The organism is Erythrobacter sp. SD-21, assembly GCF_000181515.1.
Classification (GTDB): domain Bacteria; phylum Pseudomonadota; class Alphaproteobacteria; order Sphingomonadales; family Sphingomonadaceae; genus Qipengyuania.
The window spans coordinates 127,880-154,611 of the sequence record NZ_ABCG01000006.1; the positions used below are offsets into that span (position 1 = coordinate 127,880).

Below are 26,732 nucleotides of genomic sequence, written 5' to 3' on the forward strand. Positions count from 1 at the left end.
TTTTGGGCGCCATAGCGCTCCTGGCGGCCTGCTCGCCCCAGGGCGACACGGCCGTTGCCGACCCGGCGGAACCCGCAATCCACGCCGAATCGGGCAATCGGATCGTGCCCGTGGTCATTTCGAGCGGAGAGGGCTCGCATACCTTTCGCGCCGAACTGGCCGATACACCCGAGTTGCAGCGCAAAGGGCTGATGCATCGCACCCGGCTCGGCCCGGACGAGGCGATGCTGTTCCCCAATGACGCGCCGACCGCGCAGGCCTTCTGGATGAAGAACACCCCGATCCCGCTCGATATCATTTTCGTGGGGCTTGACGGGAGAATCACCAATATCGCCGCCATGGCCGAACCATATTCGGAACAGCAGATCTATTCGGTCGGCTCGGCCAGCGCAGTGCTGGAAGTCCCCGGCGGTCGCGCCGCGGAACTCGGGATCGAGCCCGGCGACGGGGTCAGCTGGTAGGCGCGCAAGGTATCTTGGCCTTTGCCTGCGAATCCGCTAGGCGCGCGCCATGAGTTTCCTCGGCAAGATTTTCACCTGGTGGGATGGCGCGACCATCGGCACGATGCTCTGGTCTTCGCGGAACGGCGAGAAGGTCGGAACCGACGCACAGGGCAACACCTATTACCGTTCGAAGAAGCGCGGCGAAGGCCAGCGCGAACGGCGCTGGGTGATCTACGAAGGTTCCAACGACGCAAGCCGCGTGCCGAGCGAATGGCACGGCTGGCTGCACGGGGCGTTCGACGATGTACCGGAAAGCAATCTTCCGCCCGCACGCATCTGGGAAGTCGATTACACGCCCAACGCCACGGGCACGCAGACGGCTTATCGGCCGCAGGGCGCGCTGGAGCGGGGCGGCAAACGCGCCCGCGCCGTCGGCGATTACGAAGCCTGGTCGCCGGACGCCTGACCATGCTGCGCCGGGTCGCGCTTCTTGCAGCGGTTTGCTCGCTTGCCGCCTGTGCGGACGATCCGCCTGCGCCCGAGCCGGTCCAGACCGAAATCCCAGAAGAACTGAAGGGCGTCGAATTGCCCGAAGTGATTGCCGAGGATGCCGGAATCGGCACCCCGATGGAAGAGCGCACCGCGACCATCGGGCTGCTCAACAAGCGCAACAACCTCAGCCAGGACCTCGAATTGAAGCCGGGCGAACAGCGCCGGGTCGGCGATGTCATCATCCGCCTGCGCGCCTGTGAACGCACCGCGCCGTGGGAAATGGAAAAGGACGAAGGCGCTTTCGTTCAGGTGCTGGTGCGCGAACGCGGGTCGACCAGCGATTTCCGGCGTGTCTTTTCGGGTTGGCTGTTCAAGAACAAGCCTTCGATCAATGTGGTCGAGCACCCTATCTACGATGTCTGGGTGAAATCCTGCGCGATGGAATTCCCGGGCGAGGAGTGAGCGTTCGCCGCGGCAATCGCGGCAGGAATGCTCGATGATGCCGGGCTGCTCGCCCGCGCGAGCAGGCCGAGATAGGCCGACTGAGGCATCGCGACCGCTCCCATGCTGCCGAGATGTTCGGTCATGAACTGGCAGTCCAGCAGGGCATAGCCTGCGCGGCGCATGGCGGCGACCAGCCAGGCCAGCGCTACCTTGCTGGCGTTGGCCGTACGGCTGAACATGCTTTCGCCGCAAAACACCCGGTCGAAGGCCACGCCGTAGAGCCCGCCGACGAGCTCCCCGCTCTGCCAGACTTCGACCGAATGGGCGTGGCCCGCCTTGTGCAGGGCGATGTAGCTCGCCTCGATCTGGTGGCTGATCCAGCTTTCGGCCAGTTCTTCGCGCGGTTCGGCGCAGGCGGCTATGACGCGGGCGAAATTCTCGTCGCAGCTGACGCGGAAGCGATCCTGCCGCAGGATCTTGCGCAGGCTTTTCGAGACATGCAGCCCGTCCAGCGGGATGATCGCCCGTTCGCGCGGCTCGACCCAGTAGACTTCCCGGTCGCTCCGGTGATCGGCCATCGGGAAGACCCCGCTGCGATAGGCCCGCAGCAGCAATTCGGCCGGGATGGTGTCGGGCACGGGAGCATGCATGGACGAAGTCCTACCAGTTTGTTGGCGTTGCTGCGATACGTGTCTTGCCAAGCGCGCAAGGCTATACTAGTGCGCGCCTTCCTCTGCAGGGGTGTAGCTCAGCTGGTAGAGCATCGGTCTCCAAAACCGAGGGCCACGGGTTCGAATCCTGTCACCCCTGCCATTTTCTCTTCATGACTTGTCGCTGACGCATGGCCGCACTATCGCCCCCGTCATGACAGAAGAAGAAAAGCAAAAGCGCGATCTGAAGGATCGCAAGTTCTATCCCGCGGAAAAAGAAGCCGAGTTCGAGAAGAAGGGCCGAGCGGTCCACACTCCGCAAACCGCGCATCCTTCCTACAAGCTGGCGTTCCAGGACAAGGATTTCCTCCTGCGCGAGGAACTGCGCCCGGTCCGTTTCCAGCTCGAACTCCTGAAGCCCGAGATGATCCTCGACGAGGCAGGCGTGGGTTCGACCATGGTGATGTACGGCAGCGCGCGCATTCCCCCGCCCGAAGCGGTCGAAACCGCGCTCGAAGGGGCAAAGGACCTGCCCGAGGACGAGCGCAAGGTGGTCGAAAGCCTGGTCGCGAAAAGCAAGTACTACGGCGAGGCGCGCAAGCTGGCGCGAATGGTCACCGAGAAGTCGATCATAGAGGACGGCAAGCGCCAGTTCGTGGTCTGCTCGGGCGGTGGCCCCTCGATCATGGAAGCGGCCAACCGCGGGGCAAGCGATGCGGGAGGCGAAAGCATCGGCCTCAACATCATCCTGCCGCACGAACAGGCGCCCAACCAGTATGTGACGCCTTATCTGTCGCTCAACTTCCACTACTTCGCGCTGCGCAAGATGCACTTCCTGCTGCGAGCCAAGGCGGTGGCGGTGTTCCCCGGCGGCTTCGGCACGTTCGACGAGTTCTTCGAACTGCTCACGCTGATCCAGACCGGCAAGATGAAGCCCATGCCGATCCTGCTGTTCGGCAAGGATTTCTGGACCCGCGTCGTGAACTTCGAGGCGATTGCCGAGGAAGGCACGATCTCGAAGAAGGATCTGGACCTGTTCCGCTGGTGCGAAACCGCGGACGAGGCCTGGGACCACATCAGCGCGTTCTACGAGCTGTAACGCGTTAGCGGGAAGGCGGGCGCTAGTCGTCCGCCTCCAGCTTGCGCACGGCCTCGTGGCCAAGCGGTCCGCTGCCTTCGCCGAAACCCGGCGCCTGCTCGATTGCAACGCGGGTGAAGGCGCGGGCGATGCGGATGGCGTGGGTAAGCGGCTGGCCGTGGGCGAGCATGGTCGCCAGCGCGGCGGAAAGCGTACAGCCCGTTCCGTGCGTGTGGCGCGTGTCGATCCGCGCGTGCCCGAAGCTAGCGAGCTTGCCGCTGGCAGAAACGACATAATCGATCACCTGGTCGCCTGCCGCGTGCCCGCCCTTGGCCAGCACGATGGTGTCCTGCGCCTCGGCCAGTTCCAGCGCGACTTCGAACACCTCTTCCGCGCCCACGGTCTCGCGGCCCGTCAGCGCGGCGAGTTCCGGCAGGTTGGGCGTCACCACGGTTGCGATCTCCATCAGCGCGCCGAAGCCGGCAATGGTCGCCTCGTCGGCCAGCACCGAGCCACTGGTCGCCACCATGACCGGGTCGAACACGATCGCGCCGGCAAAGGTATCGAGCCGTTCGGCGAGCCGCATGGCGATCTCGGGCGAGCCAAGCATGCCGATCTTGATCGCGTCGGCACCGATATCGGCAAGGCAGCTTTCGACCTGGTCCATCACGAGATCGGGATGCATCACCTCGATCCCCTGCACCCCGCGCGTGTTCTGCGCGGTGACGGCGGTGATCGCGGTCATCGCATATCCGCCGAGCATGGTGATCGTCTTGATGTCGGCCTGGATTCCTGCGCCGCCCGAGGAATCGGAGCCGGCAATGGAGAGGATGCGGGGCGGGGCGGCAGTCTCGCTCACCCCTTGAACTTCCGCGTCGTGCTGGGCGGGTATTTTTCCAGCAGGTCCTGTGCGCGGGTGGGCCGGTCCATCAGTTCGCCGCCGCAGTTGGGGCACAGATCGTCCAGCGCATCGGCGCAATCGGCGCAATACGTGCACTCGAAACTGCAAATGAAGGCGCCGGAAGCCTCGGCCGGAAGGTCCGTGCCGCAGCGCTCGCACTCGGGGCGCATCTCCAGCATCAGGCGGCCTCCCTCACGGCATCGCAAATCCGGTCGACGACCGTCTCGACCTGTCGCGCGTCGTCTCCCTCGGCCATGACGCGAATGACGGGCTCGGTGCCCGAGGGACGGATGACCAGGCGGCCCTTGCCTTCCAGTTCCTTCTCCGCCTCGACGATCACGGCTTTCACGCTCTCGTTCTCAAGCGGTTTGCCGCCCGAATAGCGCACGTTCTTGAGCAATTGGGGGACGGGATCGAAGACATGGAGCAGCTCGCTCGCCGGCTTGCCGAAGCGGACCACGCTGGCAAGCACACGCAGCGCCGCCACCGTGCCGTCGCCCGTGGTGCCGTAGTCGCTCAGGATCATGTGCCCCGACTGCTCGCCGCCGACGTTGAAGCCGCCCTGCCGCATGCGTTCGAGGACATAGCGGTCGCCGACCCTGGTGCGTTCCAGAGTGAGGCCCTGGCTTGCCAAATAGCGTTCGAGCCCGAGATTGCTCATCACCGTGGCCACCACGCCGCCGCCCCTGAGGTCGCCGCGCTCCTTCAGGCGCGTGGCGATGAGGCCCATGATCTGGTCGCCATCGACCGTGTTGCCCTTCTCGTCGATCACGATCAGCCGGTCGGCATCGCCATCGAGCGCAATGCCGATATGCGCGCCTTCCTCGACCACGCGGGCCTTGATAGCGTCGAGGGAGGTCGAGCCGACATCGCGGTTGATGTTCGTGCCGTTGGGTTCGACGCCCATGGCGATCACTTGCGCGCCCAGTTCCCAGATTGCGCTTGGGGCGACCTTGTAAGCCGCTCCGTTGGCGCAATCGACCACGACCTTGAGGCCATCGAAGCGCACATCGCTCGCCACCGATTGCTTGACCGCGTGGATATAGCGCCCGCTGGCATCGTCGATCCGCCGCGCCCGTCCGATCCGCTCGGGGCTGACGAGGAGAGGCTGCTGCGTCATCAGCGTCTCGATGGCCATTTCCGCCTCGTCCGACAGCTTGTAACCATCGGGGCCGAAGAGCTTGATGCCGTTATCTTCGAATGGGTTGTGGCTGGCGGAGATCATCACCCCGAGGTCGGCGCGCATTTCGCGGGTGAGCAGGGCGATGGCAGGCGTGGGCAGCGGCCCGGTCATGATCACGTCCATGCCGACACTGGTGAAGCCGGCGACCAGCGCGCTTTCGACCATATAGCCCGACAGGCGCGTATCCTTGCCGATAACGACGCGGTGCTTGTGGCCGCCGCGCAGGAAATGTGTGCCCGCTGCCTGGCCGACCTTCATCGCGGTCTCGGCGGTCATCACGCCTTCGTTGGTGCGGCCGCGAATTCCGTCGGTGCCGAAGTATGTCCGTGCCATGAAAGCCTTTCGTGAGTTTGCCTGGCCGCCCTTCTGGCGTGAATGGCGACACAAGAAAAGACCGCTTGCCCCCTTTCCGTGCCGCTCGTCGCGGCCTAGTGCAACCACGGGCGCTTCCATGCGTTAGGGTCGCAAGCAGGCGATTGCCTGTGCCGATTTACACCGAGTTTTTCACAAAGGGGAAATATCTATGGCGTTCGAGCTGATCGACCTTCCTTATGACGATAGCGCTCTCGAACCGGCCGTTTCGGCCAAGACGCTGAGCTACCATCACGGCAAGCACCACAAGGCCTATATCGACAAGACCAACGCGGCCATCGAAGGCGGCGACCTTGCCGGTAAAACCATGGAAGAAGTCATCGCGGCCGCCCGCGGTAGCGACCAGGGCCTGTTCAACAACTCCGCCCAGAGCTGGAACCACGGTTTCTACTGGCATTCGATGGCGGCGGAAGAAACCTCCGCTTCGGACGAACTGAAGGCCATGATCGACAACGCCTTCGGTTCGGTCGACGGGCTGAAGGACAAGCTGAAAGAGCGCGGCGCAGGTCATTTCGCCAGCGGCTGGGTCTGGCTGGCGGTCAAGAACGGCGAACTCACCATCGAGGAAACCCACGATGGCGACACTCTGGCCGATCAGGACGGCGTCAACCCGCTGCTCGTGATCGACCTCTGGGAACATGCCTATTATCTCGACCACCAGAACGCTCGCCCCGAATATCTCAATGCGGTGAGCAGCAAGATCAACTGGAGCTTCGCAAGCGAGAATCTCGCGCGCGGTACGACTTGGCAGTATCCCTGCTGAGGCAGCTTTCCTGAGAGACATCGAAGGCCCGCCGGAGCATCCGCCCGGCGGGCTTTTTCATGTCTCGCCGGCCTCGTCCTGCCCCATGTCGAGCAGATTGTTGGAAAACAGGGGCTCACCGAAGATGAAGCCGACAAGGTTCGGGCGGCCGATATGGTCGAACAGGGCGGTCAGCATCAGCAGGATCGGCACCGAGAGAAGCGCGCCGAAGATGCCCCATACCCAGGTGAAATAGGACAGGGCGATCAGGATCATCACCGGGTTCATGGTGAAACGCGCGCCCAGGATCGAAGGCGTGATCACATTCGCCTCCACCGTGTGCAGCGCGAGATAAGCGGTGGCCGGGACGAGGCCGAGCAGCACCGTTTCGGTGGTGCCGATGCCGAACAGCGCCAGCAGGCCGATCATGATCGTTGGCCCGATATAGGGCAGGAAGTTTAGGATTGCAGCAAGTCCGCCCCACATGATCGGGGCATCGACACCGAGCGCCCAGGCGCCAAGGGCGACCACCACGCCAACGCCGGCGTTGATGAGGCCCACGGTCAGGATGTAGGCTGCCACACGGTCCTGCACTTCGCGCAAGACCCGTGCCGCTTTGATGCTGGTACCGAAGCTGGTCCTCCCGAACAGGAGCTTCTGGCGCAGGCGCACCCGCGCCTCGATCATGAAGAAGGCCATTAACAGGGTGAGGATCGTTTCCACCACGATGGTCGGCGTGGCGAAGGCGACCTCTTCGAGCAGGCTCGGTGTGGCCAGAACCACTTCGCGGCCCTCGCCGCGATCGACGAGGGCCGCCAGCTGTTCGTTGATCTGGGCCACCCAGGCGAACTGGTTGCGCAATTCGGTAAAGCGCTCGCCAACTTGCTGGAACAGGTCGGGGAGCTCGTCGAACAGGGTGATCGCCGGTTGCAGGATCAGGGCAAGGGCCAGGAGCAGGATCGCGAAGAAGACGAGCAGGGAAACCAGCGAGGACAGCGCGTTGGGCAGGCCGAGGCCGGTCAGCTTGTCGGCAAGCGGCGAGAGGATCACCGTGAGGATGATCGCCGTCACTACGGGCAGGAAGACCACCGATCCGATCGAGAGCACGAAGGGCAGGGCGAAGAACACCCCGAGGCCGATCAGCACGACGAGGGCGGAGATGAGGCGCAGTTCCTGTTCGGCAAAGGAAAAGCGCCGGCCGTGGTGGACTTCGGCCGGGGTCGATATTTCGCTGGACTGTGGTTCGCCCTCGCTCATTCCCATCCTATTTCCCGCGCGCCGCCCTTGCGGGCAACCGCGCGCCCGGCCGGCTCAACTGCGCGCCGCGACACCCTGGCCTGCGGCAACATCGTCGAGCTCCTCGAGGATCGCACGATGCGCCGTGTCGTCGTCGATCGAGCGCTTGGGGATCGATCCGTCAGCCAGCATGGTGTTGAGCGCGCTGCGGGCGCGGCCCACGCGGCTCTTGATCGTGCCCACGGCGCAGCCGCAGATATTGGCCGCTTCCTCGTAGGAAAAACCGCCCGCACCGACCAGCAGCAGCGCCTCCCGCCGCTCCGGCGGGAGCGTCAGAAGGGCTCGGTGCATGTCGGACAGATGGATAGGCTCCTCCTGCCCGGCTGGTGCGGTCAGCACGCGCTCGGCAACGGTCTCGTCGTATTCGCCGCGGAAACGGTTGCGGCGCATGTCGGTGAGATAGGCGTTGCGCAAGATCACGAAGGTCCAGGCGCGCATGCTGGTGCCGGGCTGGAAACGCTCCTGCGCGGCCCAGGCCTTGAGGAGGGTTTCCTGCACCAGGTCGTCGGCCATGTCGGCACGTCCGCACAGCCCGCGCGCAAAGGCGCGCAGGTGCGGCACCACCTCGGTGAGTTCGCGCTTGAAATCGGCCTTTTCGGAGACCGTCCGTTTCTCCGCCCCCATCAGTCCTTGCTGTCCAGTTGTGCCAGGAGGTCCTTGAAGCTGTCGGGGAGTTCTTCCTCCACGACGGAATCGTAAAGCTGACGCAAGCCGTTCGCCCATTCGGGATCCTGCCGCGCTTCGCCTTTTGCTTCCTTGCCCTTGCCCATAGAGGACCTGCCTTCGGAAGGTTTTTCAGAAGTCATCGTTAAAAGAATACGTCCTTACCTTCGCGGACGCAAATCGGCGCGTCAGTCCCGCGCAAATTGGCCCCGCATTCGATCCCATAGTTTCGCCCTAACGCGATAACGGGGGATCGGTTCCGCCAATTGTGCAAAATGCCGGGATGTCCTGATAGGGCGGAACTTTAGCGGCTGCGGCGGATAGTATCGCCAAACCGGGGTAGAACGACGCGAGGCGCAAGCTGGTACAGGATGATCTCATGCGCAGGGGCAGCCGGCGACGATGGCTCGTCGATTACCCGCGCGCCGTACCCCTTGCGATCTTCCTGCTTGTGGCGGCCGTGACGGTCGTCAGCGTGTTCGCTATCGAGCGCGGCGAGCGCGTGCGCGAGACAGCCGATCTCAACCGCCAGGCTCAGTCCATGGTGTCCGCAATCGAACGGCGTGCCTATTCGAGTTCGTCTTTTTTGCGGGCGGGGGCCGCGCTCTTCGGATCGCAGAACGAGATTACCGATGTCCTGTTTCGTGAGTTCGTGTCGGAACTGCGGCTCGATTCCGACTATCGGGGGGCCGAGGGGATCGGCTGGGCACCCGCTATAGGAATGGAAGAAGTCGACGATTTCGAGAGGCGTCTCAATTCGAGGAAAGTGTCCTTGTCCCGCGTCACGCCGACGCTAGAAGAACTTCCCCGGCAGCAACTCGTGCCGATCCTCTATATCCAGCCCGATACACTGCGAAACCGCCGGGCGCTGGGATACGATATGTATTCGGAACCGGTCCGGCAAGCAGCCATGGATCAGGCCACCCGCAGCCTGAGGCCCACGGCGAGCGGCCGGGTCACGCTGGTGCAAGAAGGTGCGGAGGGGGCAAGCGGCTTCCTCATCTACATGCCGGTTTTCAGTGGCAGTGGCCCTACGCGCTCGCTCAAAGGCTTTATCTACAGTCCCTTCAACGCCCAGCAGTTCCTTGAATCGGCTTCAGAACTGGTTACCGGTAGTGAAGCCAATGTCCGCTTCTACGACCTCGATGGCGATGATCGGATTATGATGGCATCGAGCAGCGCCTGGGCGGAAGAGGGCGAGACGGTCGAAAGGGAAATCGATCTCGCCAATCGCAGGATGATGCTGGTCGTCCAGTCCAAAAGGGAAGCCACGCTCTCGCCGCTGTCAATGATAACACTGCTCTTCGGTCTCGCGGTCGCCAGCCTGCTGCTCGTTGTGGCGCGCCTGTTGACCCAGCAGGCCGAGGAGGACACCCGCTCTCTTGAATGGTTTGCGCAGCAGAACTCGATCCGGAACTCGCTGACCCGCGAACTAAATCACAGGGTGAAGAACACCCTCGCCAATGTGCTTTCAATCGTGTCGCTCACACGACGGCGTGCCAATTCACTCGACGAATTCGCTACGGGTATCGACAACCGCATCCGGGCGCTGTCGGCAACCCATGACCTTCTGACCCAGTCTGAATGGGGGACCACGCCAATCGCTTCGGTCGTGCAGGTCGAACTCGCGCCGTATACTGGCGACGAGGATCACGAGGTCGAAATGCGCGGTCCGCCGGTTGAACTGGCTCCCAACGATGCCCTCTCACTCGGTTTGGCGATCCACGAGTTGTCGACCAACGCAGCGAAATTCGGCGCGCTCTCCTGCGCGGGCGGGAAAGTTTCGGTCGTATGGGAACTAGTCAGCGGTAAACTCGCCCGAATCGTTTGGACCGAAAGCAACGGCCCGCGCGTCGAATTGCCGGGGAAGCGGGGCTTCGGGACCGATCTGATCGAGAAGATCGTCGCCCACGAACTGCGCCATCCGGTCGAGCTCGATTTCCATCCCGAAGGCGTGCGCTGTACCCTGCTCGTCCCGGTGCGCGAGCCCAACGAATTCCAGCTCCGCAGCGTGCGGCCCTCGGCCGGAACCAGCCGAGGGCATTGATCGCCCTGCTATTGGCAACGCCACGATAGTCTCGAGACAAAAGAAAAGGCCGCCCGGATCCTCTCCGGGCGGCCTTGTCCCCTTTATAATCCGTATCGCGGATCAGCCGAGCGGGCGGCTCGATCCGAAGAACAGCGCCTGGCTGATCGCTGCGCGCACCGTCTGTTCCTGGAACGGCTTGGTCACGAGATAGGTCGGCTCGGGACGGTCGCCGGTCAACAGGCGTTCGGGATAGGCGGTGATGAAGATCACCGGCACGCTGTCGATCGCGAGGATATCGTCCACCGCGTCAAGGCCCGAAGAGCCGTCGGCAAGCTGGATGTCGGCGAGGACGAGACCCGGCGTCTTTTCCGCAACGACTTCCTGCGCCTGCGTGCGCGTGGCGGCGGTTCCGCAGACTTCGTGGCCCAGCGAGGTCACGAGGTCTTCGAGCTGCATCGAGATGAGCGGCTCGTCCTCGATGATGAGCACGCTGGTCGCACTTTCGCGGTCGATCTCGCCGACGGCTTCCTGGACCAGGCTTTCGATCTTGTCCGTCTCGAGATCCATGATCTCGCCCGCCTGTTCGACGCTGAAATCTTCCAGCGTGGTCAGCAGCAGGGCCTGGCGGTTGAGCGGCGTGATCGATTTCAGGCGATCCTGCGCAGCGCCTTCATGGCCCGTGTCGCCTTCTTCGGACGGCACATCCATATAGGCGCTCGACCAGACTTTGTTGAAGGCGCGGTACAGCGGCACGCGGCCGCCTTCGAGCGAGGACTTGAGTTTTTCGTCTGCCAGCGCCGCTTCGAGCGTGGCGCGAACAAAGGCATCTCCGGTAGCCTGCGAGCCGGTAAGCGCGCGGGCGTATCGACGGAGATAAGGCAGGTTTTTAGCAATCTGGTCACCAAGCGACATATAACCCCTTCCGTGGTTTGCGCGTGGAGAACGCCCGGCTTCCGGTTCGGTTCCTTTATTGCGCTGGTAATTCACACGATTTGACAAAAGACATATTTGCTCCGACGAACAGCGCCAGACAATTGTAACGTGTAATGCAAGAGGGTGCCGGTTTGATCAACGTTGCAAATCCTTACGATTGCATCGCCTGCCCCTTGCTCGATTGCCCCGGATTGAGGCCGCTGGATCCAAGCCAGCGCGCTTACATGAACACCATAAAACGCGGCGAAAGACTGATCGAGCGTGGCGATCCAATCTTCCGCGAAGGCGAGCATATCCGTCACCTCTACACCGTTATCGAAGGGGTACTGATTCGCTACCGGTCGCTTGAGGATGGACGCCGCCAGATCGTCAATTTCATGTTCCCTGGAGACCTGGTCGGCCTGCAGGGAGCGTTCGACGAACCAGCCAGCCATTCGATCGAGGCCCTAATATCTTCGCGCTTGTGCCATTTCGACCGAAGCAACTTCCAAGGTCTCATCAGAGAGAACCCGCAGCTCGGCTATGACGTGACCTGGCTCGCAGCGAAGGAAGAGGCGGCTCTGGAAGGCCATATCGTCTCGCTCGGCCGGCGCAGTGCAAAGGAGCGGGTTGTCTTTCTTGCGGTGTGGCTGCTCGACCGGGCCCTTGCGACGGGGGTCGCGAACGAGGGCAACACGCTGACGATCCCGGTCACCCAGTCGCAGATCGCCGATATGCTGGGCCTATCGCTGGTTCATACGAATCGGACCATCCGTACGCTGGATAAGGAAGGCCTGGTCGAATGGGGCCCGCGCGAAATCTGTGTGCCCAACATGGAGCACGCGGCCGACTATGCTGGCTTCGACCGTGATAGCAGGGGCAGACGACCTTACATCTGAATGGCTTGGCCCTGTTGTCGAAAAAATTTTCGCACAGACGGGAACCCCATTCTCGCTGGCTCATTTAGCTTATGTCACCGCCGAGACCCCCCCTCCCGTCCAAGCGGCTGGTGATACGATCCCGAAAGGCCTTCGCTCCACAAGAGCGAAGGCCTTTTTTTCTCGTGGTCGTCACAGATGCGTCGACGTGAGGCGGGCGCGCCCACGTCAGTCCCATTCGAACCAGTGCGGAATTGTCAATTGTGCGAAAGCGCGCCGCGCAGGCGCGAGATGATCCCGCGACGCTGGGGCTCGCGCAGGAGGTCGACGAGCACCTGCGCATCATAGGGCTTTTCGAGCACGCAGCCCATTTCCGCGATGTCCTTGGGAATATCCTGCGGCATGCCGGTCGAAAAGATGATCCGTGGGCTGTCTGGCCCGAGTGTCTGCACCAGTTCGGCCACCGCCCAGCCATCGTCGCGATCCGCCAGGTGCACATCAAGGACGATCACTTCCGGCTGCTTGTCCCTGAGGGCGGCCAGCGCCTGGTCGGTCGTAGGGCAAATGGTGACGTCTGCAACGCCCGCGTCGAGCAGGGCCTGCTCGATGGTCAGGCCGATCACGGCATCGTCTTCAACCAGCAAGATTCGACTGGGTAGTTTGCTATTCGGCTTGCCGGGCTTTTTCACGCGCGTTCCATCGATCCACGAAATAGGAGGCGCCAACCAATCGCGAGCGCCCTGATTTCGAAACACGAGGAGAGGCCCCGCAGTTCCCGCCCGGGACCGATTGGCAAGCTGGTGTGGCAGGCGCGCCACGCAGGGCCGGAATCAGAGCGGTTTTTCGTAGATCACATATTCGCGATTGATGGTACTTTCGATCGTGTCGGCGATCGCGACCATCCCCTTGTTGTCATCGAGGATCCAGCCGATCTCGCCGCGCGTGCTGCCGTAGTCCTCGACCGCGTTGCGGCGGATGAACTCGATCATCATGAAGGCGAGCTGGCTGGCAAGACGCGAGCTCTGGAATTCCTTCAGCACGCCCATCAGCGGCACGCGCATGCCGGCTCCCATGGGTTTGCGCAGCCAGCGCAGCAGGTGGAACCAACCGAAGGGGAAAAGCTTGCCGTCCACCTTCTTCAGCGTCTCGTTGATGTCGGGCAGCACCATCATGAAGGCGACCGGGCGCCCGTCGAACTCGGCGATCATGTTGAGCCGCGGCTTGATGATCGGCTTCATCTTCTTCGCGGCGTGATCGATCTCGGCCTCGGTGAAGGGAACGAAGCCCCAATTGTCCGACCAGGCATCGTTAAGGATGTGCAGCACCGTGCGGATTTCCTCGTCCCAGCGCTTCATGTCGATGGGGCGGATGCGGATACGCTCATTGCGCTCGCCCGAGGCGACGATGCGCTGGACGAGCTTGGGAAAGCCCTTCTGGATGTCGAGGTCGTAGGTGAGCAGGCGCTTGGTCTCGGTCATGCCGAAGCTCTCGATCCAGCCGGCGTAATGCGCCGGGTGGTGGCCCATCATGATCATGGGCGAATGGTCCTGCCCTTTTACCAGCAGGCCGGGTTCTTCCCAGATCGAGAGCGAAATCGGCCCGATCATGCGGGTCATGTCCTTGGCTCGCAGCCATTCGCGGGCGCGGGAGAGGAGGGCGTGGGCGACCTCCTCGTCCTCGGCGTCGAAATAGCCGAACATGCCCGTGCCGGGTCCCATGCCCTGCTCGCGCGGCAGTTCGAGCGCGAGATGGTCGATATGCGCCGCGATGCGTCCGACTGGCTTGCCGGAACGGGTCGCTATGAAGAGCTGGACAGTGGCGTGGCCGAAGAAGGGATTCTTCGCGGGATCGACCAGTTCCAGCTGTTCGGAGCGCAGCTGCGGCACGTGATTCGGCTCGCGCGCGGCGAATTCACGGCCCAGATCGACGAAGGCGGCGCGCCCCTTCTTGCCATCGACCGGGTCGATCACGATATTGTTTTTGGACACCAGCATTCCTTCGTTCAGCCTCGGTTAGCCCTGTGTAGGCTAGCCGATCTTTGTCAAGGATGCCGCGCGCACGCGATCACAATGATCGAAAGCGGAGACTGTCCTTTTTCGTGCCTTTGCCCTAAAGGGCGTCCCAGGAAATTACGACCATGAACGCCGAACAGACCATCGCTGTTGCCAAATCCGCGTCCGCTCCCCGGACACGTGGCTGGCATTCGCAGATCGCTGACGACAAGGCGATGCTGCGCGCTGCTCGCGACCTGACCAAGGATATCGCCGAGCATCGCGCGGCCATCTACTGGAGCGACATGATCGGATCGGCGCTGGTCGGCTACGGCTCGCTCGCCGGCGCGATCCTGGCGCAGAACATGGTCGTCGCGGTCGCCTTCGCGCTGGTATCGGTCCTGTCGCTCTACCGCGCGCTGCTCTTCATCCACGAGATTTCGCATTTCCGGAACGGCGCGCTGCCCGGTTTCCGCACCGCCTGGAACGCGCTGGTCGGCATTCCCATGCTGACGCCTTCCTTCATGTACGAGCAGGTCCACACGCTCCACCACAAGCGCACGCAATATGGCACGGTGGAGGATCCGGAATATCTCCCGCTCGCGCTTATGAACGCGTGGAGCCTGCCGCTGTTCGTCATCATCGCGATCCTCGCCCCGGTGGCGCTGCTGTTCCGCTTTGCCGTGCTGGTGCCGCTGGGCGCGATCATTCCGCCGATCCGCCGCCTGACCTGGCAGCGGGCGAGCGCGCTCGCAATCAATCCCGAATTCCGTCGCCGTCCCCCCGAAGGCGAATTGCGCCCGCGTGTCCTGCTTCAGGAGGCCGGGGGCTTTCTCTGGTCGTGGGCGCTGATCGGCAGCGTCTTTGCCTTCGGCTGGAAGCCTCTGCTGGTGGCGCTGGGCGTCGCCTCGGTCGTGGCGCTGCTCAACCAGCTGCGCACGTTGGTGGCCCATCTGTGGGAGAACGAGGGCGAGGCGATGACCGTCACCGCCCAGTTCCTCGACAGCGTGAACGTGCCGCCGCCGGGCCGGATCGCCGAACTTTGGGCACCGGTGGGCCTGCGCTATCACGCGCTGCATCACCTCATGCCCTCGATGCCCTATCATTCGCTGCCCGAAGCGCACCGCCGCCTCGCCCGAGAGCTGGGCGAGGCCTCGACCTATCACGGCGCCAACCATGCCGGCATGGGCGTCCTCGTAGCGCGCATCGCGCGCAGCACGATGGGCCGCAAATAGGCGGGGGACTGGGGGGCGGGCACCCTTCGGGTGTCTCGTCTTCAGCTTAGAAAGCGGATCATGGCTATACGCCGGTCGCGCGGCAGGCCTAACGCCACGGCAGCCTCGAGGCTCTCGGCAAGATGCGCGCGGCCTTCGAGATTCTCGACCTCGACGAAACCGTGCCGCGCGTAGAAGGGCGCGTTCCACGGTATGTCACGATAGGTGGTGAGAGTGATCGCCCGCAGGCCGCAATTGCGCGCATCGATGGCAAGGGCGCGGAGCAGGGTGCTGCCAATGCCCATCTGCTGGCTATCGCGCCGTACACTCAGTCCGTGCAAGTGCAATTCGCGTCCCACGCGGGTGGCGGCAGCGAAACCGACCAGCCGATCCTCGGCCACGGCGGACAGGCAGCTGCCCTTACCGATAAGTACGCGATAATGCTCGGCGGTTTCGGAAGGCGGGACGGGAATGCCTGCCAGCGAAGGCTCTTCGCGCAGAATGGTGGCGGCGTCCTCCTCGACCTCGTGGAAGCCCGCCGCGTCCTCGGCACGCGCCAGCCGGATCGCGAAGTCGCTCATTCCTCGGTGCGGATCAAGACCGTCTCGCCGATCAGCGCAAAAAGGAAGAAAGGCGCCCAGGCGGCGAGCAGCGGCGGGTAGCCGCCAAAATTGCCCATGGCGAGGGCGGCGTTGTCGACCACGAAATAAGCAAAACCCAGCGCCATGCCGATCAGCGCGCGCACGAAGAGCTGGCCGGAACGGGCAAGGCCGAAAGCGGCGACCGCGCCTAGCAGCGGCATGAGAAAGGAAGACAGCGGGCCGGACAGCTTGTGCCACCACTTGGCGCGCATTTCGCCGGTGCGGCGCCCGGCGTCCTCGAAGGCGTCGATCCGCTCTCCCAGTTCCCAGAAGGGCACCGCATCGGGGTCGATCTTGGCAAGGTCGATCTGGTCGGGCGTAAGTCCTTCACCAACGACCAGGCTGTCACCCGTGCTGGAGGCCGCCGCAGCGACTTCGAAGCGCTCGATATTCTCCAGCCGCCAGCCGGGGCCCGCGTAAGTCGCGCGCGCGGCATCGACCTGTTCGACGATCGTGCCTTCGGGGCTGCGGCGGTACCAGGTGACGTCGCGCATGCGGATGGCGTCGCCCGAACCGGTCAGCTGTGCGGCGGTGAGCACATTGCTTCCGTCGGCAAGATAGACATTGGCCCGGACGGAGGACTCTTCCGGGACCGGCCCCCAATCGGCCGCGTCCCACGCCTTGAGTGTGGCGGTCGCGCGGGTGACGACGCGCTCGTTGAATACGAAGGACACGCCGCCGACAACCAGCGCGGTGAGCAGCAGCGGGGCCAGAACCTGATGCGCCGAGAGGCCGGCCGCTTTCATCGCGATGACCTCGCTGTTCTGGTTCAGCGTGACGAGCGAGATGAGCGTTGCGAGCAGCACGGAATAGGGCAGGAAGCGTTGAATCAATTGCGGCACGCGCAGGCTGGCGTATTTCAGCAGTTCGCCCTGGCCATTGCCTTCTACCGCGAGGATCTTGCCGCTGTTCGACAGCAGGTCGAGCATCATCAGGACCAGCACCAGCATGACCAGCACCGCGAGGATGCGAACCACGAAGAGCTTGGCGAGATATCTGGTCAGCGTTGCCGAGGGAAAGAAATCGAGCTGCATCAGGCGGGTTCCTCACCCGGTTCGTCATGCACCACGCGCCGTTTGCGCCGGAACAGCTTGCCGAACCGCTTCGAAACCTTGGCGAACCAGTTTTCCAGCGCGCCGATGGCCTGTCCGCCGGGCACGAAGGCGACGCGGTAATACATCCACAAGATCAACGCGGCGAAGAGGAAAAACGGCACCCATAACGCCAGGATCGGATCGAACATGCCGATTGCGGCCAGGTCCTCCCCATATTGGTTCACCTTGTGATAGGCGACGACCATGATGATCGAGAGGAAGACGCCGAGCGCGCTGGTACTTCGCTTCGGCGGGATACCAAGCGCCACCGCAAGCAGCGGCATCAGCGCCATCATCACGACCTCCACCAGCCGGAAGTTGAAACTCGCCTGAGAGGCGTCGCGCTTGCTCTCGGTCTGGTTGTCGGCCCACCCGATGCGTAGCAATTCGGGCAGGATATACTCGCGCTCGTCTTCTCCACGGGCGCGGAATTCCTCGATCGCGGGCAGGTCGATCGGCAGGTCGTGCCGTGTGAAGGTGAGCACACGCGGCGTCTGGCTGCCCGTATCCTGCACGATGGTGCCTTCGGTCAGACGCAGGATGATAGTGTCGGGATCGTCGGTGGTGGCGAGGAAATTGCCTTCCTTGGCGCTGATCGACAGCACCTGCCCCTTGTCGTTGGCGACGCGAGCGAAAATGCCCTTCAACTGCCGCCCGTCATCCTCGCTTTCCTCGATGCGCAGCGCCATGCGGTCCGCCAGCGTGGTGAACTCGCCGACCTTGATCGAGGCGCCCAGCGCGCCCGACCGCAGTTCGTATTCGAGCCGTTCGTAGGTGAAGCGGCTGACCGGCTGGATGAAGAACACCAGCGCGACATTCAGCGTCATCAATACGCCGGTAATCAGAAAGGGCACGCGAAGCAGGCGGCCATAGCTCATCCCCACGGCGCGGAAGACATCGAGCTCGCTCGTCGTCGCCAGTTTGCGAAAGGCGAGCAGGATACCGAGCAGCAGGCCCAAGGGAATGGCAAGGCTCGCGTATTCCGGAAGCAGCGTCGCCAGCATCTTGAAGACCACGCCCACCGGGCCGCCTTCCACCGCGACGAAATCCAGCAGCCGCAGCATCTTGTCGAGCACCAGCAAGGACGCTGCCAGCACGAACACGCCCACCATCGGCACGATCACGAGCCGGGCGATGTAGCGGTCGATTGCGGGGAGGAAATTGAGCACTCGGGTTCCGGCTATTGGGTCACTTGGGGCAAGGCCCTAGCGGCAAAATCGGCGCGCGTCATGCCCTACCAGAACCGGCTGCCGGGAATGCCCTTGAAAGGCCCGGCCTCGCGGCTGGTGATCCATCCGCCGTAGAAGCCGCCCGGTTGCGGCGTTACCTGTTCGCCGTCGACAAGACATTCGTCGAACGGCTCGGGATAGAAGGCGAGAAATCCGGCGATGGGCGCAAAAGCGTCGGTGGGGGCGGCATAGCTCCAGGCAGCGGCTTCGATCCGCTCGTCACCGATAATCACATCCCCATAACGCGCCTGTCCCTTCCATTCGCACAGCGAACGCTGCTGGTTTGGCCGGAGATGCCCGGTCGCGATGTCCTCTGGCGGCAGGTAGTAGGTCGGCGGATGGCTGGTTTCGAGCGTGCGCCAGGCTCCGCGCGTATCGGCCAGCGTCACGCCGCGATGGCGGATTACGATATGCCGGTCGGTGGCTACGGCAATGGCGGGGCGAGGGTAGTCCCAGACGCTTTCCTGTCCTTCGCCCACCGCATCGGGCTCGGGATGGCCGAAGAAGGCTATCGTTTCAGGCCTTTTCCAGCGTGCACTGGAGCGGATGCTGGTTCTGGCGCGCGAAGTCCATCACCTGGTTCACCTTGGTCTCGGCGACTTCATAGGGGAAGATGCCGCAGACGCCGACGCCCTTCTGGTGGACGTGCAGCATCACGCGGGTCGCCTCTTCCATATCCATGCGGAAGAAGCGCTTCAGCACGATCACCACGAATTCCATCGGAGTGTAATCGTCGTTCAGCAGCAGCACCTTGTACTGGCTGGGCTTCTTGGGCTTGGCGCGGGTTTTGGTGGCGATGGCGACCTGGCCGTCGCCTTCGCGCCTATCGTCATCGCCGTTCTCGGCGGCGCGGATCGTGTGGAGGCGGAAGGGATGGGTCATGTCAGCGCGCCAATATCGTAAGGCTTTGCGGAATCGCAAGTGGCTAAACCATGTTCGCTGCCACGAGTATCCGCTGCACAAGCAAACGGGCCGGATGACACATGGTGCCATCCGACCCGCCGTTTCCAACTACCGGGCAAGGGAGAGAGGAGAGAGATGCCCGGCGGGTTGAAGATCGTAATTGCTTAGGCGGCCTTGCGGACCTTTTCGGCAGCGAGGCTCATGCGGCTGGACAGCGGAGCGAAGGCTTCGTTGGCAAGCTTGAGCATGGCTTCGGTGTTCTTCGAGGTGGTCGAGACCATGGCGTCGAAGTTGCGACGTGCGATTTCGCCCTGCAGCTGGAACAGCTCGGTCGGCGACTTCACGGCAGCGAACTTCTTGACGTCGCCCTGGACGGTTTCGGCAGCCGACTTGGCTTCTTCGACATAGGTGCGGCCCATGTCCTGCATGCCGCCGGCAAGGATCTTGCCGCTTTCGACGAGCGCTTCGAAGTTGCCCTTCTGGAATTCGACGACGCCCTGGGTCATTTCAGCACCCTTGTCGTAAGCAGCCTTGGCGCGGGTCTGCGCTTCGGCAGCCATTTCCTTCGCCTTAGCGGTGTAGTCGGTGGTCTTAGCGTTATTGGCAGTGGCCATGATGGTGTCCTTCAATTTGGCAATCGGGGTAGCGGAGGTCGTGGTAGCCGGCTTCTTCGCAGGAGCGGCCTTCTTGGCGGCAACCTTCTTCGGAGCGGCATTCTTCGCCACGGTTTTCTTGGGAGCTGCCTTCTTTGCGGCCGGCTTCTTCTTCACCGGAGCCTTCTCGGAAGGGGCCTTCTTCGCGGGAGCTGCAACGGCCTTCGCGACCTTGTCGGTCTTCACTGGCGCCGGGCTGTCCGCTTCGACTGCCTTCTCGACAGCCTCGGCGCTAACCTCGGCAGTCTTCTTTTCGGCAGCCGCGGCATAGGCCTTCTCGGCAGCAGCATCGATTTTGGTCTGGCTCTCGGCCATGGGAATAACCTCGCTTTATGTTGCACCGCACAAAATAGGCATTGCAGCTGCGAAGTCAAGCGTTTTTGTGCAGTGCACAATATGCCGTGACGAGACGTGTTTACAGCGGGTTAGGTCGCATATCAGCGTGTAGCGACATAGCGCCCCGGCGCGTCTTCGACCACCTTATCGCCTTTTCCGCCGGGGTTGCGCTTGCCCGTGGCGGCGACGGTTGCGCCGTCCTGCTCGCGCAGCCAGCCGATCCAGTCGGGCCACCAGCTGCCGGGGTGCTCTTCGGCGCCTTCGCGGAATTCCGCGAGGTTGCGGGACTCGCCCTCGTTGGTCCAGTACTGGTACTTCCCCGAGGACGGCGGATTGACCACACCGGCGATGTGCCCCGAGCCGGCCAGCACGAACTTGATCGGGCCGGTGAAGTGTTCCTTCAGGCGCCAGACGCTTTCGGCCGGCGCAATATGGTCTTCTTTGCCCGCCTGCACATAAGTCGGCGTCTTGACCGTGCCGAGGTCGATGGGCGTGTCGTCGACGCTCAGCGCGTCGGCCTCGACCAGACGGTTGTCGCGATAAAGGTCGCTCAGGTACTGCTGGTGCCACTTGGCGGGCAGATTGGTGACGTCGCCGTTCCAGTGCAGCAGGTCGAAAGCGGGGTAATCTTCACCCAGCAGGTAATTGTTGACGACGTAGTTCCAGATCAGATCTGTCCCGCGCAGCAGGTTGAAGGTCGCCGCCATGTAGCGTCCGTCGAGATAGCCGTCCGGCGAGAGCGCCTTGATCGTGCCCAGCTGGCTGTCGTCGATGAAGTTGAGCAGTTCGCCCGCCTTCTCGAAATCGACCTGCGCTGTGAAGAAGGTGGCCGATTTGACCTTGTCCTCTTCGCCGCGGCGATGGAGCAGGGCGAGGGTGGCGGCCAGCGTCGTTCCGGCGACGCAATAGCCGATCGCGTGGACGCTTGGCACATCAAGCCGGGCGCGGATATGGTCGATGGCGTCGATCTGCGCGCGGACGTAATCGTCCCAGATCACGTCCTTCATGCTGGCATCGGCCGATTTCCAGCTGACCATGAAGACGGTGACGCCCTGATCCACCGCCCACTTCACGAAACTCTTCTTCTCGTTGAGATCGAGGATGTAGAACCGGTTGATCCACGGCGGGAAGATGACCAGCGGGGTCGCCATGACCTTGTCGGTGGTCGGCGTGTACTGGATCAGCTGGTAGAGCGGCGTCTCGTGGACGACCTTGCCCGGCGTGGTGGCGATGTTCTCGCCCAGCGTGAAGGCACTTGCGTCGGTATGACTCAACTGCCCGCGCCGCATATCGGCGAGCAAATGCTCCATGCCCTTGACCAGGTTCTGCCCCTTGGTCTCGAGCGTGCGTTCCATTACAACGGGGTTGAGAAGCGGGAAATTGGCCGGGCTCGCCGCTTCGGTGATCGCCTTGGTGGTGAACTTGAGCTGTTCGCGCTGCTGCGGGTTCAGGCCCTCCATGCTGTCGGCCATCTGCTCGACCCGCTCGGCGAGGAAGAGATAGGTCTGGTGAATCAGCGCGAACGCGGGGTGCGCGCGCCATTTCTCGTCGGCGAAGCGGCGGTCCTTGCGCGGCAGTTCGACTTCGCCGTCCACGCCATCGGCGGCCCTGGGGCCAAGGCCGTACTGGCCGAGCACCGTGTTCCAAAGCTCCATGCCTTCGTCCCACAGCGCCTTTTGCTGTTCGGCCTGCGCGATCGGCATCTGCCTGTACCAGTCGGTGGCGAGCGCCATCCAGCGCGCCGGGTCGAAATAGGGGACCAGCGCCTGCGGATTGCTCATCTGCTCGGCCTGGTACTGCGCCCAGAGCGCCTGCAATTGCGCACCCGTTTCCGCCCAGGCTTGTGCGTCCTCCGGCTTCATCGACGCCTCGCCCATCATCATCTGCGGGTCCATCCCGCCCGTCATCGGCGCGAATATGGCGCGCATCAGCTTGGCAGGATGTTCGTACAGGTTGGTGAAAGGGTCGGGCGTCTCGGTCATCTCTATCCTCTGGTCTGACAAGCGGCTCTTCGCGGCCCTCCAAGATAATTCGTGCAGGTGCAATAGCGAGCATCTTTGCGCTTGGGACGCGAATAGGTAATCAGTGTGACAGAACAACGCGCCACGGAGCCTAAATGTCCGACGAATTCTACCGTATCAAACGCATGCCTCCCTATGTGATCGCAGAGGTCAACGCGATGCGGCATGCGGCCCGGCAGGCGGGGCGCGACATCATCGACCTCGGCATGGGCAACCCGGACCAGCCCCCGCCGCAGCACGTGATTGACAAGCTGTGCGAGGTCGCGGCCAAGCCCGATGCGCACGGCTATTCGCAGTCCAAGGGCATTCCCGGCCTGCGCCGCGCCCAGTCGAATTATTACCAGCGCCGCTTCGGGGTAGAGCTCGATCCCGAACGCGAAGTCGTCGTGACCATGGGGTCGAAGGAGGGGCTGTCCTCCATGGCCACCGCCATCAGCGCGCCGGGCGACGTCATCCTCGCGCCGAGCCCGGCCTATCCGATCCACACCTATGGCTTCATGATCGCCGGCGCCACGATCCGCAGCGTGCCCACCACGCCGGACGAGAATTACTGGCGCGCGCTCGACAACGCCATGGCCTACACCGTGCCGCGCCCCACCGTGCTGGTGGTCAACTATCCGAGCAATCCGACTGCCGAGACGGTCGATCTCGATTTTTACGAGCGGCTGGTCGCCTGGGCGAAGCGCAACGAGGTGTGGGTCCTGTCCGACCTCGCCTATTCCGAGCTCTATTACGACGGCAAGCCGACGCGTTCGATCCTCGAGGTTCCGGGGGCCATCGAAATCGCGGTGGAATTCACCTCCATGTCCAAGACTTTCTCCATGGCCGGCTGGCGGATCGGCTTTTGCGTCGGCAACCAGAAGCTGATCGCCGCGCTGACGCGTGTGAAGAGCTATCTCGACTATGGCGCCTTCACTCCCGTCCAGGCCGCCGCCTGCGCCGCGCTCAACGGGCCGCAGGAAGTGGTCGAGCAGAACCGTGCGCGTTACCAGCACCGCCGCGACGTGATGGTCGAAAGCTTTACCCGCGCCGGCTGGGCCATCCCGAACCCGCCCGCCAGCATGTTCACCTGGGCCAGGCTCCCGCCGGGTTTCGAGAACATGGGCAGCCTCGAGTTTTCCAAGCGCCTGTTGCAGGAGGCCGAAGTGGCGGTCGCCGCCGGCGTCGGCTTCGGCGAGGAAGGCGAGGGCTATGTCCGCATCGCCATGGTAGAGAACGAACAGCGCATCCGGCAGGCGGCGCGCAACATCAAGAAATTCCTCGCCGATTACGGGCGATGATCGGAGAGAATATGAGCACCGAAAACCGCGTCACGATCGATCTTGCCGACAACGGCGTCGCGCAGGTCCGCTTCAACCGCTCCGACAAGATGAACGCGCTCGACCCGGCGCAATTCGAAGCGATCATCGAGGCGGGCGAGACCCTGCGCGACATGAAAGGGCTGCGCGCGGTTGTCTTGGCGGGCGAGGGGCGTGCCTTCTGCGCCGGTCTCGACGTATCGAGCTTCACCGCCGCGCCCGACGGGGAGCGCAAGCCCCTGACCGAGCGCACGCATGGCAATTCCAACACCTTCCAGGAAGTGGCGATAACCTGGCGCAAGTGCCCGGTCCCCGTCATCGCGGCGGTCCACGGCGTGTGCTTCGGCGGCGGCCTCCAGATCGCCAGCGGCGCGGACATCCGCGTGGTCCATCCCGCCACCCGCATGGCGATCATGGAAATGAAATGGGGCCTCGTGCCCGACATGGGCGGCTACCATCTGTGGCGCGGCAATGTGCGCGACGATGTCCTGCGCGAACTGGTCTACACCAACCGCGAGTTCACCGGCGAAGAGGCGAAGGAATACGGCCTCGCCACCTTTGTTTCCGACGACCCGCTGGGCAAGGCGAACGACATCGCGGGCGAAATCGCCAACCGCAATCCCGAAGCCATCCGTGGCGCCAAGCGCTTGTCGGAAGCGATGCTGGAGCAATCGGGCGACGATGTACTGATGGCCGAAAGCGTCGAGCAGGCGGCCGTGATGAGGCGGCCGAACCAGATCGAGGCGGTAATGGCCGGAATGCAGAAACGCGCGCCGAAGTTTACGGACGTGTAAGGGGGCTATCTCCGCTGATGAGCCGATTGCGGACGTTTCGCTCTTTCTCTACCGTGCCTTCGTGGCATTTTCTGATCAGGCGGGCCCATCAGCGACGGGTATCTTAGTTTGCCTATTCTGGTTGGCTTCTACGGTGATGCTCTTTGTTTGGTTTTTCGAAAGCTTCGCCGCCCAATGCATCTGAGGCGGCTGCTCCTTGGAGTTGCGGTCCTTGGCTGCACTCTTCGCGGCCTTCGCGATTAGTGGCGGTCTGGCTTGGGGCCTTCTCTCGATATTGAGGCGCTGGAAAGGCGGACAGTAGTGGGTATCTGCTAACCACCCCTTTCGTGACAGTTTCACTGAACGAGCGATGTGCCGGAGCAGACGGACAGCCAACGACCCGATAGCGGACATCCAGCGCGGAAGGCATCAGCGTCAAAAAAGTGTGTCGAAACCGTTCGGACTGATCACCTGCTATCCGGACAGGCTCAAAGCTGCCTTGAGAGGGTCTAGCCAAGGCTCGAACGGCTTCCATGCGTCCTGCCCGCTGCGGTTGATCGGCCGTCGAACCTGTTCGCTGCTGGCGGTTCGTACTGCGCGGTCGGACTTGTGGAAGTCGAGGCAGGCTTCCTCGAAGGGCAGGCCGCAATATTCGAGCATGCGGCGGGTCTGGCCTTCGAGATCGTCGAGCACGTCCTCGTGATCCACACGCAGGACCTTGCCCGGCAGCACGCGGTCCCAATGATCCATCAGCGCAACGTAGTCGGAATAGTAGCGGCCCACTTCCTCCAGCCCGTAAGTGAACTCCTGCCCTTCGGCGAAAAGTTGTTTGAAGCCGGAGAAACAGCAGTCCATCGGCGCGCGGCGGGCATCGATGATCTTTGCATTGGGCAGGATCAGGTGGATGAGGCCGATGTGCCGGAAATTGTTCGGCATCTTGTCGATGAAGAAGGGCGCACCCCGGCGGTGGACGCGGGTGTCCTCGATGAACTTCTCGCCGAACTGCGACAGCTGTTCGCGGGTGAGGTCGTGGAGAATCAGCGGATAGCGCGACTGGCCGGCCTTCCGGCCTCGCAGCCGGTGCGCCAGCGCAAGGATATTGGGCAGTTCCAGCGTCCCGTCGACCTGGCTGTGGCTGGCAAGGATCTGTTCGAGCAGGGTCGAGCCTGCGCGTGGGAGGCCGAGGATGAAGATCGGGTCGGGCGCGGAATGGCCCGAACCTGCGTGCGTATCGAACAGGTCCGGCGTGCAGAATTCGGCCTGTTTCGCCAGTTCCTCGCTCATGGCATCGGCGCTGTAGCGGGTCTGCGCGCGCTTGAGTGCATTGCCTTCTTCGAAATGCCCGAATGACGCTTCATATTCGCCGCGATCCTCGAATGCCTTGCCGAGCGCAAAGGAGAGGTGGACGCGGTCCATGAAGGCGAGGCCGGGGCGGGCGACCTGTTCGCGCATCGCGGCGATTTCGCTGTCGGTGAAGCTGTAGGTCTTGAGATTGGCGAGCGCGTAATAGGCGTCGCCGTGGTCGGACTTGGCGGCGAAGGCGGCGCGATAACTCTCGACCGCACCCTCCTGCCTGCCGGTTGTCTTCAAGGCATGGCCGCGGCTGGTCAGCGTGGCAGGATCGTTGGGCAGCCTGGCAAGCACGGCATCGAAAAGTTCGAACGCCTTGTCATAGTCGCCCGTCTGCATGCTCTCGATTGCTAGGTGCGACTGGAACAGCGGATTTTCGGGGTCCTGCCGGTAAAGCGCCTCGGCTTCCTCGCGCGCCCTTTCGAACTTCTGGCGGCGGCGCAGCGCGTCGATATAGTCGAGCCGGACCTGGATGTTGTGCGGCTCGAAAGCGGCAGCGCTGTCGAGCAGGAACTCCGCATCTTCGAGTACGCCCAGCTGCATGCCGATCTTGGCGAGCAAGCGCATGCCCTCGACGTTCTTCGGATGGCTACGCAGGTAATGGCGGCAGATTTCCTCGGCACGAAGCAGGCGGCCTTCGTGGAAATGGTGCGTGACCGCGACGAGCTCTTTAGGCAGGCCAGCGATCCGGTCGGCCTGCGCAATGGCATTCTGTGCCTCGGCTACGCGCCCGGTCTCCGTAAGAAGCGGGGCCATGGCGCGCCAGCTTGCTTCCAGTGCGGGATTGAAGCGGGTGGCGTTGGCATAGGCGGAGATTGCTTCGGCCGACTGGCCGCGCGCCTTCGCAAGATGCCCGGCTTCCTGCCAAGCGCGGCCATATTCCGGCATGACCCCGTGAAGCGAGGCAAGATAGCGTTCGGCATCGTCGTACTGCTTCAGATATCGCGCAGCGACCGCGGCCATGTACAGCGCTTCGCCGTCCTTGCCGTCTTCGGTCAGCAGGTCGCCGGCAAGCTCGCGTCCGCGCGCGAAGTCGCCAGCCTGCAGGGCCTTTTGCGCTGCCGAGAGAGTGTCTTCGCGGGTGGTCATGATTGCCGCCTAACAAACGGAAGCGGCGGAAGCGATGGCCTTTGCCCGCTCCCGCCG

General features: G+C 63.2%; 28 protein-coding genes and 1 tRNA gene. 11 read left to right on the forward strand and 18 right to left on the reverse strand.

Annotated features, from left to right (window positions below; all coding sequences use genetic code 11):
- Positions 1–2 precede the first annotated feature (2 nt).
- The 3 genes from ED21_RS11035 to ED21_RS11045 are packed head-to-tail and all read left to right on the forward strand — an operon-like array spanning position 3 to position 1,397.
- Positions 3–461: a DUF192 domain-containing protein gene (locus ED21_RS11035; protein ID WP_006833987.1), complete on the forward strand. Its 459-nt coding sequence runs from the start codon at positions 3–5 to the stop codon at positions 459–461.
- A 49-nt stretch (positions 462–510) separates the two neighbouring features.
- The gene (locus ED21_RS11040; RefSeq protein ID WP_002649874.1) at positions 511–909 is read left to right on the forward strand and encodes an NADH:ubiquinone oxidoreductase subunit NDUFA12; all 399 of its coding nucleotides are present in this window, start codon (positions 511–513) and stop codon (positions 907–909) included.
- A 2-nt stretch (positions 910–911) separates the two neighbouring features.
- Complete coding sequence (locus tag ED21_RS11045; protein WP_006833988.1) at positions 912–1,397, forward strand: DUF2155 domain-containing protein; 486 nt, start codon at positions 912–914, stop codon at positions 1,395–1,397.
- On the opposite strand, the gene aat is transcribed toward ED21_RS11045, so the two are convergent.
- Positions 1,346–2,029, reverse strand: a complete 684-nt coding sequence (aat, locus tag ED21_RS11050) for a leucyl/phenylalanyl-tRNA--protein transferase (RefSeq protein ID WP_006833989.1) — start codon at positions 2,027–2,029, stop codon at positions 1,346–1,348. The two genes, ED21_RS11045 and aat, sit on opposite strands and share 52 nt — an antisense overlap.
- An 87-nt stretch (positions 2,030–2,116) precedes the next feature.
- Here aat and ED21_RS11055 point away from each other — a divergent pair.
- Together ED21_RS11055 and ED21_RS11060 are read left to right on the forward strand one after the other, a co-directional pair.
- Positions 2,117–2,192: transfer RNA gene (locus ED21_RS11055), tRNA-Trp, on the forward strand.
- 51 nt (positions 2,193–2,243) lie between these two features.
- Positions 2,244–3,128: a TIGR00730 family Rossman fold protein gene (locus ED21_RS11060; RefSeq protein WP_006833990.1), complete on the forward strand. Its 885-nt coding sequence runs from the start codon at positions 2,244–2,246 to the stop codon at positions 3,126–3,128.
- A gap of 22 nt (positions 3,129–3,150) precedes the next feature.
- On the opposite strand, the gene thiD is transcribed toward ED21_RS11060, so the two are convergent.
- Genes thiD through glmM form a run of 3 tightly spaced genes read right to left on the reverse strand, consistent with a single transcriptional unit; the run spans position 3,151 to position 5,524 of the window.
- Positions 3,151–3,966, reverse strand: coding sequence for a bifunctional hydroxymethylpyrimidine kinase/phosphomethylpyrimidine kinase (gene thiD, locus ED21_RS11065; protein ID WP_006833991.1), 816 nt, complete (start codon positions 3,964–3,966; stop codon positions 3,151–3,153).
- A complete protein-coding gene (locus ED21_RS11070; protein ID WP_006833992.1) occupies positions 3,963–4,187 on the reverse strand; it encodes a DUF1272 domain-containing protein in 225 nt (74 codons plus the stop codon). The genes thiD and ED21_RS11070 overlap by 4 nt, the downstream gene beginning before the upstream one ends.
- Positions 4,187–5,524 carry a phosphoglucosamine mutase gene (gene glmM / locus ED21_RS11075; RefSeq protein ID WP_006833993.1) on the reverse strand — a complete coding sequence of 446 codons (1,338 nt, stop codon included), beginning with the start codon at positions 5,522–5,524 and terminating at the stop codon, positions 4,187–4,189. The genes ED21_RS11070 and glmM overlap by 1 nt, the downstream gene beginning before the upstream one ends.
- A 190-nt stretch (positions 5,525–5,714) precedes the next feature.
- Here glmM and ED21_RS11080 point away from each other — a divergent pair, with 190 nt between their 5' ends.
- Positions 5,715–6,326: a superoxide dismutase gene (locus ED21_RS11080; RefSeq protein WP_006833994.1), complete on the forward strand. Its 612-nt coding sequence runs from the start codon at positions 5,715–5,717 to the stop codon at positions 6,324–6,326.
- Positions 6,327–6,383: 57 nt separating this feature from the next.
- Here ED21_RS11080 and ED21_RS11085 read toward each other — a convergent pair whose 3' ends face one another.
- The 3 genes from ED21_RS11085 to ED21_RS15645 are packed head-to-tail and all read right to left on the reverse strand — an operon-like array spanning position 6,384 to position 8,371.
- Positions 6,384–7,562: an AI-2E family transporter gene (locus ED21_RS11085; RefSeq protein ID WP_006833995.1), complete on the reverse strand. Its 1,179-nt coding sequence runs from the start codon at positions 7,560–7,562 to the stop codon at positions 6,384–6,386.
- A gap of 54 nt (positions 7,563–7,616) precedes the next feature.
- Positions 7,617–8,225 carry a sigma-70 family RNA polymerase sigma factor gene (locus tag ED21_RS11090; RefSeq protein WP_006833996.1) on the reverse strand — a complete coding sequence of 203 codons (609 nt, stop codon included), beginning with the start codon at positions 8,223–8,225 and terminating at the stop codon, positions 7,617–7,619.
- Positions 8,225–8,371, reverse strand: coding sequence for a NepR family anti-sigma factor (locus tag ED21_RS15645; protein WP_006833997.1), 147 nt, complete (start codon positions 8,369–8,371; stop codon positions 8,225–8,227). Before ED21_RS15645 ends, ED21_RS11090 begins: the two co-directional genes overlap by 1 nt.
- 272 nt (positions 8,372–8,643) lie before the next feature.
- Between ED21_RS15645 and ED21_RS11095 the strand changes: the two genes are divergently transcribed.
- The gene (locus ED21_RS11095; protein WP_006833998.1) at positions 8,644–10,311 is read left to right on the forward strand and encodes a CHASE domain-containing protein; all 1,668 of its coding nucleotides are present in this window, start codon (positions 8,644–8,646) and stop codon (positions 10,309–10,311) included.
- A gap of 102 nt (positions 10,312–10,413) precedes the next feature.
- On the opposite strand, the gene ED21_RS11100 is transcribed toward ED21_RS11095, so the two are convergent.
- The gene (locus ED21_RS11100) at positions 10,414–11,205 is read right to left on the reverse strand and encodes a response regulator (protein WP_006833999.1); all 792 of its coding nucleotides are present in this window, start codon (positions 11,203–11,205) and stop codon (positions 10,414–10,416) included.
- Positions 11,206–11,450: 245 nt separating this feature from the next.
- On the opposite strand from ED21_RS11100, the gene ED21_RS11105 reads away from it, so the two are divergent.
- The gene (locus tag ED21_RS11105; protein ID WP_198005850.1) at positions 11,451–12,104 is read left to right on the forward strand and encodes a Crp/Fnr family transcriptional regulator; all 654 of its coding nucleotides are present in this window, start codon (positions 11,451–11,453) and stop codon (positions 12,102–12,104) included.
- A 236-nt stretch (positions 12,105–12,340) separates the two neighbouring features.
- Here the strand turns inward: ED21_RS11105 and ED21_RS11110 are convergent, their stop codons facing one another.
- Complete coding sequence (locus ED21_RS11110; RefSeq protein WP_233995739.1) at positions 12,341–12,727, reverse strand: response regulator; 387 nt, start codon at positions 12,725–12,727, stop codon at positions 12,341–12,343.
- Positions 12,728–12,913: 186 nt separating this feature from the next.
- A complete protein-coding gene (locus ED21_RS11115; RefSeq protein WP_006834002.1) occupies positions 12,914–14,077 on the reverse strand; it encodes a hypothetical protein in 1,164 nt (387 codons plus the stop codon).
- Positions 14,078–14,220: 143 nt separating this feature from the next.
- On the opposite strand from ED21_RS11115, the gene ED21_RS11120 reads away from it, so the two are divergent.
- On the forward strand, positions 14,221–15,309 hold the full coding sequence (locus ED21_RS11120; RefSeq protein WP_006834003.1) for a fatty acid desaturase: 1,089 nt from the start codon (positions 14,221–14,223) through the stop codon (positions 15,307–15,309).
- A gap of 41 nt (positions 15,310–15,350) precedes the next feature.
- Here ED21_RS11120 and ED21_RS11125 read toward each other — a convergent pair whose 3' ends face one another.
- The 7 genes from ED21_RS11125 to ED21_RS11155 form a co-directional block, all read right to left on the reverse strand.
- A complete protein-coding gene (locus tag ED21_RS11125; protein WP_006834004.1) occupies positions 15,351–15,869 on the reverse strand; it encodes a GNAT family N-acetyltransferase in 519 nt (172 codons plus the stop codon).
- Positions 15,866–16,963 carry an LPS export ABC transporter permease LptG gene (lptG, locus tag ED21_RS11130; protein ID WP_006834005.1) on the reverse strand — a complete coding sequence of 366 codons (1,098 nt, stop codon included), beginning with the start codon at positions 16,961–16,963 and terminating at the stop codon, positions 15,866–15,868. The genes ED21_RS11125 and lptG overlap by 4 nt, the downstream gene beginning before the upstream one ends.
- Complete coding sequence (locus ED21_RS11135) at positions 16,963–18,192, reverse strand: LptF/LptG family permease (protein ID WP_006834006.1); 1,230 nt, start codon at positions 18,190–18,192, stop codon at positions 16,963–16,965. Before ED21_RS11135 ends, lptG begins: the two co-directional genes overlap by 1 nt.
- Before the next feature lie 65 nt (positions 18,193–18,257).
- Positions 18,258–18,731, reverse strand: coding sequence for a DUF427 domain-containing protein (locus ED21_RS11140; RefSeq protein ID WP_006834007.1), 474 nt, complete (start codon positions 18,729–18,731; stop codon positions 18,258–18,260).
- Between the two features lie 37 nt (positions 18,732–18,768).
- Positions 18,769–19,134 carry an ATP-dependent Clp protease adapter ClpS gene (gene clpS / locus ED21_RS11145; protein WP_006834008.1) on the reverse strand — a complete coding sequence of 122 codons (366 nt, stop codon included), beginning with the start codon at positions 19,132–19,134 and terminating at the stop codon, positions 18,769–18,771.
- Between the two features lie 185 nt (positions 19,135–19,319).
- Positions 19,320–20,123, reverse strand: a complete 804-nt coding sequence (locus ED21_RS11150) for a phasin family protein (protein ID WP_006834009.1) — start codon at positions 20,121–20,123, stop codon at positions 19,320–19,322.
- Between the two features lie 122 nt (positions 20,124–20,245).
- On the reverse strand, positions 20,246–22,126 hold the full coding sequence (locus ED21_RS11155; RefSeq protein WP_006834010.1) for an alpha/beta hydrolase: 1,881 nt from the start codon (positions 22,124–22,126) through the stop codon (positions 20,246–20,248).
- A gap of 134 nt (positions 22,127–22,260) precedes the next feature.
- Here ED21_RS11155 and ED21_RS11160 point away from each other — a divergent pair, with 134 nt between their 5' ends.
- Both ED21_RS11160 and ED21_RS11165 read left to right on the forward strand, forming a co-directional pair.
- Entirely contained in the window at positions 22,261–23,445 is a 1,185-nt protein-coding gene (locus ED21_RS11160) for an LL-diaminopimelate aminotransferase (protein ID WP_006834011.1), read from the forward strand.
- A gap of 11 nt (positions 23,446–23,456) precedes the next feature.
- Complete coding sequence (locus ED21_RS11165; RefSeq protein ID WP_233995740.1) at positions 23,457–24,257, forward strand: crotonase/enoyl-CoA hydratase family protein; 801 nt, start codon at positions 23,457–23,459, stop codon at positions 24,255–24,257.
- 453 nt (positions 24,258–24,710) lie between these two features.
- Here ED21_RS11165 and ED21_RS11175 read toward each other — a convergent pair whose 3' ends face one another.
- Positions 24,711–26,675: a tetratricopeptide repeat-containing sulfotransferase family protein gene (locus tag ED21_RS11175; protein ID WP_006834014.1), complete on the reverse strand. Its 1,965-nt coding sequence runs from the start codon at positions 26,673–26,675 to the stop codon at positions 24,711–24,713.
- Between the last annotated feature and the right edge of the window lie 57 nt (positions 26,676–26,732).

Bases quoted from the DNA above. Each gene is read 5' to 3' on its own strand.
- ED21_RS11040 (WP_002649874.1), top strand. From the start codon at position 511: ATGAGTTTCCTCGGCAAGATTTTCACCTGGTGGGATGGCGCGACCATC.
- ED21_RS11045 (WP_006833988.1), top strand. From the start codon at position 912: ATGCTGCGCCGGGTCGCGCTTCTTGCAGCGGTTTGCTCGCTTGCCGCC.
- aat (WP_006833989.1), bottom strand. From the start codon at position 2,029: ATGCATGCTCCCGTGCCCGACACCATCCCGGCCGAATTGCTGCTGCGG.
- ED21_RS11060 (WP_006833990.1), top strand. From the start codon at position 2,244: ATGACAGAAGAAGAAAAGCAAAAGCGCGATCTGAAGGATCGCAAGTTC.
- ED21_RS11070 (WP_006833992.1), bottom strand. From the start codon at position 4,187: ATGCTGGAGATGCGCCCCGAGTGCGAGCGCTGCGGCACGGACCTTCCG.
- glmM (WP_006833993.1), bottom strand. From the start codon at position 5,524: ATGGCACGGACATACTTCGGCACCGACGGAATTCGCGGCCGCACCAAC.
- ED21_RS11080 (WP_006833994.1), top strand. From the start codon at position 5,715: ATGGCGTTCGAGCTGATCGACCTTCCTTATGACGATAGCGCTCTCGAA.
- ED21_RS11085 (WP_006833995.1), bottom strand. From the start codon at position 7,562: ATGAGCGAGGGCGAACCACAGTCCAGCGAAATATCGACCCCGGCCGAA.
- ED21_RS11090 (WP_006833996.1), bottom strand. From the start codon at position 8,225: ATGGGGGCGGAGAAACGGACGGTCTCCGAAAAGGCCGATTTCAAGCGC.
- ED21_RS15645 (WP_006833997.1), bottom strand. From the start codon at position 8,371: ATGGGCAAGGGCAAGGAAGCAAAAGGCGAAGCGCGGCAGGATCCCGAA.
- ED21_RS11095 (WP_006833998.1), top strand. From the start codon at position 8,644: ATGCGCAGGGGCAGCCGGCGACGATGGCTCGTCGATTACCCGCGCGCC.
- ED21_RS11100 (WP_006833999.1), bottom strand. From the start codon at position 11,205: ATGTCGCTTGGTGACCAGATTGCTAAAAACCTGCCTTATCTCCGTCGA.
- ED21_RS11105 (WP_198005850.1), top strand. From the start codon at position 11,451: ATGAACACCATAAAACGCGGCGAAAGACTGATCGAGCGTGGCGATCCA.
- ED21_RS11115 (WP_006834002.1), bottom strand. From the start codon at position 14,077: ATGCTGGTGTCCAAAAACAATATCGTGATCGACCCGGTCGATGGCAAG.
- ED21_RS11120 (WP_006834003.1), top strand. From the start codon at position 14,221: ATGAACGCCGAACAGACCATCGCTGTTGCCAAATCCGCGTCCGCTCCC.
- ED21_RS11125 (WP_006834004.1), bottom strand. From the start codon at position 15,869: ATGAGCGACTTCGCGATCCGGCTGGCGCGTGCCGAGGACGCGGCGGGC.
- lptG (WP_006834005.1), bottom strand. From the start codon at position 16,963: ATGCAGCTCGATTTCTTTCCCTCGGCAACGCTGACCAGATATCTCGCC.
- clpS (WP_006834008.1), bottom strand. From the start codon at position 19,134: ATGACCCATCCCTTCCGCCTCCACACGATCCGCGCCGCCGAGAACGGC.
- ED21_RS11150 (WP_006834009.1), bottom strand. From the start codon at position 20,123: ATGGCCGAGAGCCAGACCAAAATCGATGCTGCTGCCGAGAAGGCCTAT.
- ED21_RS11155 (WP_006834010.1), bottom strand. From the start codon at position 22,126: ATGACCGAGACGCCCGACCCTTTCACCAACCTGTACGAACATCCTGCC.
- ED21_RS11160 (WP_006834011.1), top strand. From the start codon at position 22,261: ATGTCCGACGAATTCTACCGTATCAAACGCATGCCTCCCTATGTGATC.
- ED21_RS11165 (WP_233995740.1), top strand. From the start codon at position 23,457: ATGAGCACCGAAAACCGCGTCACGATCGATCTTGCCGACAACGGCGTC.
- ED21_RS11175 (WP_006834014.1), bottom strand. From the start codon at position 26,675: ATGACCACCCGCGAAGACACTCTCTCGGCAGCGCAAAAGGCCCTGCAG.